This is a genomic window from Streptomyces hoynatensis (assembly GCF_003626535.1).
In the GTDB taxonomy this organism is placed as follows: domain Bacteria; phylum Actinomycetota; class Actinomycetes; order Streptomycetales; family Streptomycetaceae; genus Streptomyces; species Streptomyces hoynatensis.
In genome coordinates, this window is record NZ_RBAL01000009.1 from 257070 (window position 1) to 266801 (window position 9732).

Annotated in this window: 6 protein-coding genes and 1 tRNA gene; 1 reads left to right on the forward strand and 6 read right to left on the reverse strand. The window is 74.1% G+C overall.

Translation table 11 applies throughout. The features are described 5' to 3' along the window. Positions 1 to 126: 126 nt before the first annotated feature. The 5 genes from thrC to D7294_RS17890 form a co-directional block, all read right to left on the reverse strand. Positions 127 to 1212 (reverse strand): threonine synthase, encoded by a 1086-nt coding sequence (gene thrC, locus D7294_RS17870; protein ID WP_120680870.1) that lies wholly within the window; start codon positions 1210 to 1212, stop codon positions 127 to 129. Between the two features lie 67 nt (positions 1213 to 1279). After that, positions 1280 to 2572: a homoserine dehydrogenase gene (locus D7294_RS17875; protein WP_120680872.1), complete on the reverse strand. Its 1293-nt coding sequence runs from the start codon at positions 2570 to 2572 to the stop codon at positions 1280 to 1282. 142 nt (positions 2573 to 2714) lie between these two features. After that, entirely contained in the window at positions 2715 to 4106 is a 1392-nt protein-coding gene (gene lysA / locus D7294_RS17880) for a diaminopimelate decarboxylase (RefSeq protein WP_120680874.1), read from the reverse strand. A gap of 49 nt (positions 4107 to 4155) precedes the next feature. Further along, positions 4156 to 5274, reverse strand: a complete 1119-nt coding sequence (locus D7294_RS17885; protein WP_120680876.1) for a DALR anticodon-binding domain-containing protein — start codon at positions 5272 to 5274, stop codon at positions 4156 to 4158. Beyond that, positions 5271 to 5711, reverse strand: coding sequence for a response regulator (locus tag D7294_RS17890; RefSeq protein WP_120680878.1), 441 nt, complete (start codon positions 5709 to 5711; stop codon positions 5271 to 5273). The genes D7294_RS17885 and D7294_RS17890 overlap by 4 nt, the downstream gene beginning before the upstream one ends. A gap of 136 nt (positions 5712 to 5847) precedes the next feature. Here D7294_RS17890 and D7294_RS17895 point away from each other — a divergent pair. Continuing rightward, positions 5848 to 5919 (forward strand) — tRNA-Arg (locus D7294_RS17895). Positions 5920 to 7016: 1097 nt separating this feature from the next. Here D7294_RS17895 and fxsT read toward each other — a convergent pair. Continuing rightward, positions 7017 to 9440, reverse strand: a complete 2424-nt coding sequence (gene fxsT, locus D7294_RS17905) for an FxSxx-COOH system tetratricopeptide repeat protein (RefSeq protein ID WP_422070713.1) — start codon at positions 9438 to 9440, stop codon at positions 7017 to 7019. Positions 9441 to 9732: the final 292 nt, after the last annotated feature.

A 9732-nucleotide genomic window follows, 5' to 3' on the forward strand; every position in this document is an offset into this window, starting at 1 on the left:
GGGTCGAGGCGGCCTCGAATCGGCCGGGGGTCGGGCGGCGCCCGCCCCTGGCCACCGGCCGCCGCCCGCGGTCCCGGGCGGGCGGCGGGGGCCGAACGGCGGTCCCGGGCCCGCCGGGCGGCGGTTTCAGGCCAGGCCGAGCCGCTCGGCCGCGGCGTCCGCGTCCACCGGGACCGTGATCGGCCGCGGGGCGCCGGCCACCGCCCACTCCGGGTCCTTGAGGCCGTTCCCGGTGACCGTGCACACCACGCGCTGCCCCGGGTCGAGAAGCCCCTGCTCCGCGGCCTTCAGCAGGCCGGCCACGGAGGCGGCCGAGGCCGGCTCCACGAAGACGCCCTCGCTCGCGGCCAACAGCCGGTAGGCGGACAGGATCTGACGGTCGGTCACGGCGTCGATCAGGCCGCCCGACTCGTCCCGCGCGCGCTCCGCCGGCTCCCAGGAGGCCGGGTTGCCGATGCGGATCGCGGTGGCGATCGTGGTCGGGTCCTTCACCGGCTCGCCGCGCACGATCGGCGCCGCCCCCGACGCCTGGTAGCCCCACATGCGCGGGGTGTGCGTGGCCGGGCCGTCCGCCGCGTACTCGCGGTAACCCTTCCAGTACGCCGTGATGTTCCCCGCGTTGCCCACCGGCAGCACGTGGATGTCGGGCGCGTCCCCGAGCATGTCGACGATCTCGAACGCGGCGGTCTTCTGCCCCTCGATGCGCATCGGATTGACCGAATTCACCAGCGCCACCGGGTACTTCTCGGACAGGCCGCGGGCCAGCGTCAGGCAGTCGTCGAAGTTCCCGTCCACCTGCAGGATGCGCGAGCCGTGCACCAGCGCCTGCCCCATCTTGCCGAGGGCCACCTTGCCCTGCGGCACGAGCACCGCGCACACCATGCCGGCCCGCACCGCGTAGGCGGCGGCCGAGGCCGAGGTGTTGCCCGTGGAGGCGCAGATGACGGCGCGCGCCCCGGCCTGCTTGGCCAGGGTGATCGCCATGGTCATCCCGCGGTCCTTGAAGGAGCCCGTCGGGTTGGCGCCCTCCACCTTGAGGTACACCTCGCAGCCGGTGCGTTCCGAGACCACCTGCGCCGGAACCAGCGGCGTACCGCCCTCGCGCAGCGTCACCACCGGCGTCCCCTCGGCGACCGGGAGGCGGTCGCGGTACTCCTCGATCACTCCCCGCCACTGGCGGCTGGTGGCGGTGGGCTGGGCGGGCGGGTTCATGGCATTCGTGTCCTTCGGTTCGCTGCCCGGCCGGGGCCGGGCTCGGTGCGTGCGGCGCGCATGGGCGCTACTCCCCTTCGACGCGCATGATGCTGGCGACGTCATGCACGGTGTCCAGTCTGCGCAGGGCGTCGACGGTCGCGCCGAGCGCGGCGTCGGGTGCGCGGTGGGTGACGACGACGAGCTGCGCGTCGCCGCCCTTGCCGGTCTGCCGGACGGTGTCGATGGACACCCCGTGATCGGCGAAGACCATGGCGCACTGCGCGAGCACGCCGGGTTTGTCGGAGACGTCGAGGCTGATGTGGTACCGGGTGACCACCTCGCCCATCGGGCTCACCGGGAGCGCCGCGTACGCCGACTCCCCAGGCCCGCGGCCCCCGTTGAGCCGGTTGCGGCAGGCGGCGACCAGGTCGCCGAGCACCGCGGATGCGGTCGGCACGCCCCCGGCCCCCGCCCCGTAGAACATCAGCCGCCCGGCGGCCTCCGCCTCCACGAACACCGCGTTGTACGCCTCGCCCACCGAGGCCAGCGGGTGGCCGAGCGGGATCATCGCGGGGTGCACCCGGGCGGTCACCGAGCGTCCGTCCGCGGCCCGTTCGCAGATCGCGAGCAGCTTCACCGCGCAGCCCATCTCGCGGGCGCTGGCGATGTCCGCCGCGGTGACCTCGGTGATGCCCTCGCGGTGCACGTCGTCGAGCCCCACCCGGGTGTGGAAGGCGATCCCGGCCAGGATCGCCGCCTTCGCCGCGGCGTCGAAGCCCTCCACGTCCGCCGTCGGATCGGCCTCTGCGTAGCCGAGCGCGGTCGCCTCCTGCAGGGCCTCTCCGTAGCTCGTGCCGCCGGAGGCCATCCGGTCCAGGATGAAGTTCGTGGTGCCGTTGACGATGCCGAGCACCCGGTTGACCTGGTCGCCCGCCAGGGACTCGCGCAGCGGCCGCAGCAGCGGGATCGCGCCGGCGACCGAGGCCTCGAAGTAGAGGTCGGCGCCGTGTTTCCCGGCCGCCGCGTGCAGGGCGGGACCGTCCTTGGCCAGCAGCGCCTTGTTGGCCGTCACGACGCTCGCGCCGTGCTCGAAGGCCGAGTTGATCAGCGTGCGCGCCGGCTCGATGCCGCCGATCAGCTCCAGCACGATGTCGATGTCGCCGCGCGAGACGAGACCGGCCGCGTCCGTGGTGACCAGGGCCGGGTCGACGGTGCCGCGCGCCCGGTCGGGACGGCGCACGGCCACCCCGGCGAGCTCCACCGGGGCCCCGATCCTGGCCGCGAGGTCGGCCCCGTGCGTCGTCATCAGGCGAGCCACCTGGGAGCCGACGACTCCGCAGCCCAGCAGCGCGACCTGCAACGGACGAGTGCGCACCATGCGACCTGGCCTTTCGCTCAGCGAGGGGTCATCAGTCTCACGCACCACGAACGGAGCCCCTCGTTTCCGTTCACTATGCGGACCGGCGCGCGACCGCGCGCCGCCCGGGCCCGGCGGATCGGCCGCCGCCCGGGCCGCCGGCTCAGCCGACGTCGAGGCGCAGCAGGTCCTCCTCGGTCTCGCGCCGCACGATCACCCTGGCCTCGCCCCCGGCGACGGCGACGACCGGGGGGCGCGGCGTGTGGTTGTAGTTGCTCGCCATCGAACGGCAGTAGGCGCCCGTGGCGGGAACGGCGATGAGGTCGCCGGGCGCGGTGTCGGCCGGCAGGTACGCGTCGCGCACCACGATGTCGCCGCTCTCGCAGTGCTTGCCCACCACCCGCACCAGCATCGGCCCGGCCGCCGAGGCGCGGGAGACCAGCGCGACCGCGTACTCCGCGTCGTACAGCGCCGTCCTGATGTTGTCGGACATCCCGCCGTCCACGCTGACGTAGGTCCGCAGCCCGGGCAGCGGCTTGACCGTCCCCACCTCGTACAGCGTGAACGCCGTCGGCCCGGCGATCGCCCGGCCCGGCTCCACCGAGAGCCGCGGCACGGGCAGCCCCGCCGCCTCGCACTCGCGGGCCACGATGTCGCGCAGCGTCTTGGCGATCTCGTGAGGCTCGCTCGGGTCGTCGTCCGCGGTGTACGCGATGCCGAGGCCGCCGCCGAGGTCGATCTCGGGCAGTTCCCGTCCGTGGACGTCCCGGATCTCGGCCAGCAGGCCGACCACGCGCCTGGCCGAGACCTCGAACCCGGCCAGGTCGAAGATCTGCGAGCCGATGTGCGAGTGCAACCCGACCAGTTCGAGCGAGTCCTCGGCCAGCACCCGGCGCACGGCGTCGGCCGCCGCGCCCCCGGCGAGCGCCAGCCCGAACTTCTGGTCCTCGTGCGCCGTCGCGATGAACTCGTGGGTGTGCGCCTCCACGCCGACCGTGACCCGTATCTGCACCCGCTGACGCACCCCGTGCCGCGCGGCCGCCTCGGCGACCCGCTCGATCTCCTGCACCGAGTCCAGCACCACGCGCCCGACCCCCGCGGCCACCGCCCGGTCGATCTCCCGCGGCGACTTGTTGTTCCCGTGCAGCGCGATGCGCTCGGGGGGCATGCCCGCCGCCAGCGCCGTGGCCAGCTCCCCGCCCGAGCAGACGTCCAGGTTCAGCCCCTCCTCCCGCAGCCACCGCACGACCGCCCGGCACAGGAACGCCTTGCCCGCGTAGAACACATCCGCCTCGGGGCCGAACGCCTCCCGCCAGGCCCGGCACCTGGCCCGGAAGTCGGCCTCGTCCAGCACGTACGCCGGGGTGCCGAACTCCCTGGCCAGCTCCCGCACCCCGATCCCGCCGACGCTGACCTCCCCGCCCGGGCCGCGCCCGACGGTCTGGGCCCACACCTTCCCGTCCAGGACGTTGGGGTCCCGCGGCGGGGGCGTGAAGTGCCCCTCGGGCAGCACGTCGGCGTGCCGGGGGCCTGCGGGGTGGGCGGAACGGCTCATGGTGCTCTCTTCTCGCGTCTGTTCTCGCGTCTGTCGGGCTCGTGCTCTGTCACAGGTGATCGGGGGCGCTGATGCCAAGCCGGGTCAGGCCGTCGGCGAGCACCGTCCCGGTGGCGCGCGCGAGGGCCAGCCGGGCCCGGTGGACGGCCCCGGGTTTCTCGTCCCCCACCGGCAGGCAGGCCCGCGCCGCCTCCACGGCCAGGAACGCCCCGGCGACCTCCACCAGCCACCGCGCGAGCCGCGCGCCCTCCCCACGCCCCCCACGCCCCGCACTCCGCCCCTTCCCCACCCTGGGCGCGGCCGGCGTGGGCGCCACCGCGCCCGTCCCCGCCGCGGGCGCCACCGCCGCGAGTGCCGCCGCCGCGGGCGCCGCCGTGACCGTTCCCGCCGCGGGCGCGGCGCCCGGCACGGGTGCCGGGGCCGCCGCGGGCTCGGCCGCTGCCGGGTGCGCCAGGGCTTCCGGGGCTTCCGGGGCCTCCGGGACCGGCGGGGCTATCGGGACCGGCGGGGCTATCGGGGCCGGCGGGGCTTCCGGGACGGGCGGGGCTTCCGGGGCCGGCGGGGGTGCGGGCATCGGGGGACGTTCGCCGAGCAGACCCAGCAGGGCGCGTTCCGCCGCATGGGTGAAGGGCGCGGCGCCCGGATCGGGCGCGAGCCCGAAGGCCACGCCCCCCCGCAGCAGCGCACACGCCCGCGCATGCGCATAGCGCACCAGGAACAGCGGATTCTCCACCCGCTGCACCAGCAGCTCACCGCCCGGATCGCCCCCCGCCACCGCGGCCCAGGCCGCGGCGTCCCGCGCGGAGTCCTCGGCGAGGCGCCCGCCGGGGCGGCCGCCCGCCCCACCGGCGTCCCTCTCCCCCAGCGCCGCGAGCAGCGCCGCGTCGCTCCCTTCGTCGAGCGCGATGTTCAAGAACCCGCCCCCGCGCACCTCGACCCCGCGCACGCCGGGCGCGCGCAGCAGCCGCTCCCGCAGCAGCCCCGCCACCTCCCCGGCGGGCCGGCCGGCCTCCCGCGCCGCCCGCAGGGCGATCCCGGTGGCCCACTCCCCCTCCCGCCCGTGCCCGCGCGGCGGCCGCCGCAGCCGCACCCAGTCGGCAGCCGCGGCGACCCCGAGCGCGTCGCGCACGGAGCGCAGCACGGCGTCGGAGAGCTGGGCAGGGGTCACGGAGCAAGCGTACGAGAGGCCGGGCGGCACTTCGCCAGCCGTTTTGCCAGCTGGACCGCGTGCGGCCGCCCCTCGTCACAGAGCCTGCGCACCAGGTGCACCAGCTCCGCCGGCTCGAAGGGCTTGGCCATGACGGCATCGATCCCGCACGGCAGCTCCCGCCCGCCGCCGACGCTCGCGCTGACCAGCACCAGCGGAATGTGCCCGGCACAGGGATCGAGCCGCAGCCGATCGACGGTCCGCAGCCCGTCCAGCCGCGGCATGGCGATGTCCAGGGTGATCACGTCCGGCCGGAACAGCGGCACGGCCTCCAGGCACTGGGCGCCGTCGCACGCGGTCATGACCTCGAACCCGTCAAGCTCGAGATTGACCCTGATCAACTGCCGGATGACCTGGCTGTCGTCGACGACGAGGACCCGGCCGGGAGCGCCTGGCACACAGCCAGAGTAAGCGCGTACCCCGCGCCCCGTCCGGCCTTTCCCAAACTTCTACCCGCAGGTAGCGCCCCCCGCACCCACGTACGGAAACGCGCGTGCGGACCCCACCCCAGAGCCTGGTACTGTTCTTCCCGTCGCCCCCGTAGCTCAGGGGATAGAGCAACGGCCTCCGGAGCCGTGTGCGCAGGTTCGAATCCTGCCGGGGGCACCCTCGTTGAGGTGCCGATCAGCCCCGCGACCAGCCGTTTTGGCTGAGGCGGGGCTTTCGTGTGTACGCGGCCGGAGGCAGCGCTGTGCGGCTGTTCGTCGGCGGCTGTGGCGTATCCGTGGCGGGAGTGGACGAGACGACGAGCCTGCCGCGTTCGTTCACCGGGAGGCACGATCGCCACCGGCACGAGAACGGGCGTTTCTCGACGGCTCCTGAAGTCGGCGGGCGTCCGGAGCCGTGATCAATGTCGATGACTCCGAGAGTCACCGATGTACCGCTTCACATCGTTTCGACATGAAAACAATCTCTTGGTCGCATTGCACCTGCCGGGTCCGGTCAGTCCAGGGTGCGCTGCACAAGCCGTACAACTCCCATGACCCCTCGCCTGATCCAGCCGAGCAGTCCTGCCGCCACAGCCATGTCGGCGGCGGCCGCGGCCGCGTCCACCGGGTCCGCATCGAAACGGCACCGGGAGCAAGAACGGGGCCAACGGCGTTTTCGCGCACCGCACTTCTTGCACATCGCCATGACCTCATTTTCCCCCGCACACGTGCTGCCGTTCCGCAGCTGCGCCAGCACCGGCAGGGCCTGACGGCCGGCCGGTGGCCGCGCCGGCGGCTGTTGCTCCGACGGCGGTGTTCTCGCAGGCGAGCGGCGAGGAAGCGCCACCACTGCCAGGTGGACGGCTCCGACGGCTGAGCCGCGCGGGGGCCGCCGCCCAACGACCGTGCGGCCCGCCCGCAGAGCGCTCGCACCCGGGGCGGCAGGGGCTCCACCGCCCTGGCAGATCCAGGCCGGTTCCGGTCCCGGAGGGAGCGGCCGAGCCTGTCGGGGGAGGGGACGACGTGAGCCGGCAGTCGAGCAGTTGGCCCTTGGTGGAGACGCGGGCTTGGCCGATGAGGGCGCCGTCGGCTCGGGCGGGAACGCGGCGAGGAGGTCGCCGTCGCGGGTGTCGTCGGGGGGCGGTCGGGCACAGCCGGGGATCGCACAGAAACCGGTGGGAGACGAGTTGTTGAGTGCCCGCCGACTCTTTGACGCCGTTTCTGGCGCACGATTCGGGCTCGTTCCGGCCATGCGCCGCCGGTTAACGGTTTTGTTCAGGAATCGGTCGGTTTGTCAATGGTCGCTCTAATCCGCCATCGGGCGAGGTTGCTGCGGGTGGTCAGGGTGTGGGGGTGGTCGGGACCCAGCACCCGCACCACGTCGGCCAGCAGCTTCCCGAACGCGGCCGCGGCACCGGCCGCGTCCCCCGCCTCACCCCGCCAGTAGGCGATGTTGTGGCGGGTGGTCAGGGTGTGGGGGTGGTCGGGGCCCAGCACCCGCACCCGATCGGCCAGCAACTCCTCGAACGCAGCCGCGGCACCCGCCACGTCCCCCGCCTCACCCCGCCAGTAGGCGATGTTGTGGCGGGTGGTCAGGGTGTCGGGGTGGTCGGGGCCCAGCACCCGCACCGAGTCGGCCAGCAACTCCTCCAACGCGGCCACGGCACCCGCCGCATCCCCCGCTCTACCCCGCCAATGGGCGAGGTTGTTACGGGTGGTCAGGGTGTCGGGGTGGTCGGAACCCAGCACCCGCACCACGTCGGCCAGCAACTCCTCGAACGCAACCGCGGCACCCGCCACGTCCCCCGCCTCACCCCGCCACCCGGCGAGGTTGTGGCGGGTGGTCAGGGTGTCGGGGTGGTCGGAACCCAGCACCCGCACCACGTCGGCCAGCAACTCCTCGAACGCAACCGCGGCACCCGCCACGTCCCCCGCCTCACCCCGCCAGTAGGCGAGGTTGCTGCGGGTGGTCAGGGTGTCGGGGTGGTCGGAACCCAGCACCCGCACCACGTCGGCCAGCAACTCCTCCAACGCAGCCGCGGCACCCGCCGCATCCCCCGCCTCACCCCGCCAGGAGGCGATGTTGTGGCGGGTGGTCAGGGTGTCGGGGTGGTCGGGACCCAGCACCCGCACCATGTCGGCCAGCAACTCCTCCAACGCAGCCGCGGCACCCGCCACGTCCCCCGCCTCACCCCGCCACCGGGCGAGGTTGCTGCGGGTGATCAGGGTGTGGGGGTGGTCGGGGCCGAGGTGGTGGTAGATGGCTTGGGCCATGCGGTGGAAGTGGGTGAGGGCGGCAGTGACCTGGCCGGCTTCGCCGAGGCTCCGGCCGGTGCGGAAAAGCACCGGGTGGGCGTCGGGCCGGTAGAGGGCGTCTTCGGCGGCGTGGGTGAGGGCGGCGGCGTTGGCGCGCAATGCACCGGCGAGGCCGGTGTCGCGTTCGATGCCGGGCCAGGCGTCGGTGAGGGCGTCGGCGGCGGTGCGGGCGAGGTGGTCGTGCCGGGTGGGAGTGAGGGTGTCACGGGTGGCGCGCTGGATGAGCTGGTGGACGCGGACGGCGATGTGGGGGGTGGCGGGGGCGTGGTCGATGAGGCTGAGCCGGTGCAGCGCGCGCAACGCGAGCGTGGCATCTTCAGCCGTGACCCGGTCCGGCAGGTGGGAGGTGCCTGTGCTGGTGGGGGTGCGGTTCTCGGTCAGGTAGGTGAGGGCGGGCTGGGAGGTCAGGACGGTGGCGGGGATGCCGTTGGGATCCAGCAGGGCTGTCAGGTGCAGCATGGGGCGTGCCAGCCCCGCCGGGCGCAGGGTGTCGGCGTGCTCGATGGACAGGGCCCAGGTGGCGGCCACGGTGGCACGCTGGTCGTCGGGCAAAGCACCGTCCTCGGGGACCAGGTCGGCGAGCCTCCCCTTCCGGCCGGCCAGCAGGGCACGGTAGCCGGCGCAGGACAGAAGTGTGTCGGAGAGGTAGGCGGCGGCCTGGGCCAGGGCCAGCGGCAGGAATCCCAGGTCGCGGGCGAGCGCGGCGAGTTGCCCGTCGGGTTCACTGCGGCCGAAGGCGCTCAGGGCCTGGGTGAGGTAGGCGACCGCTTCGGCCTCGGTGAACACGCCGACACTCACCACACGGCCCCGGCCCGTCAAGGCCGCGTCACGGCGGCGGGTGGTGACCAGAACCCGCCCCAACGGGGAGGCAGGCGGCCACAGACCCCGCAGGTGGGCGGGATCGGTGACATCGTCCAAAACCACCAGCCAACGGCACGGCCTGGCCCCGGGTTTGGGCTGAAGCCACGCCAGAAAAGCACGCGCCGCCTGATCGGCATCGCCGGAGTCGGCACCGCACAGGTCCGCACCCGCCTGGGCATAGGCAGCCACAATCGCCTCGCGGCTGCCCGCACTGATCCAGACCAGCACATCCACCCCACCCGACTCACGCCCCCGTTCCCAGGCCATGCGGGCATACTCGGCCGCCAGCTGCGTCTTGCCCACCCCGCCCATCCCGGACAGCACCTGGCACAGCACCACCGTGCCCCCCTCGGCAACCGCCTCCCCCAACCACCCCGCCTGCACCCGCCGCTGGAAGGCCCCAGCCCGCGGCGGAATCACCCCAACCTGATGCGGCCACGTGACTGGCGGGCGATATGCCTTCACCGTGACGTCGCCGTGGACATCGCCACCGACCGCGATCCCCCCACCGAAAGCGGACACGCCGCCCGAAGGCGCAGGCGCGCCCGGGTCAGAGGACGGCCGGGGGTGGCGTGGGCCTGGGTGCGCCGGGTCTCCGCTCAGCCCTGAGGCGGAGCCGGCACGGAAGGGTTTCCGATGCTCGCGCCTCCGTGCACGACGCCCGCAGCGATGGAACCGCCCTCAGCAGTGATGCTCACATCCCCCGCGACGGCCAGGCCCCCCTCCCCGGCCGACGCCCCACCGGCAGACCGGCGGTGCTCCTCCAGCAACACCCGCAGGAGACGGCCGGCTTCGTCCCGCTCACCCTCGGGGA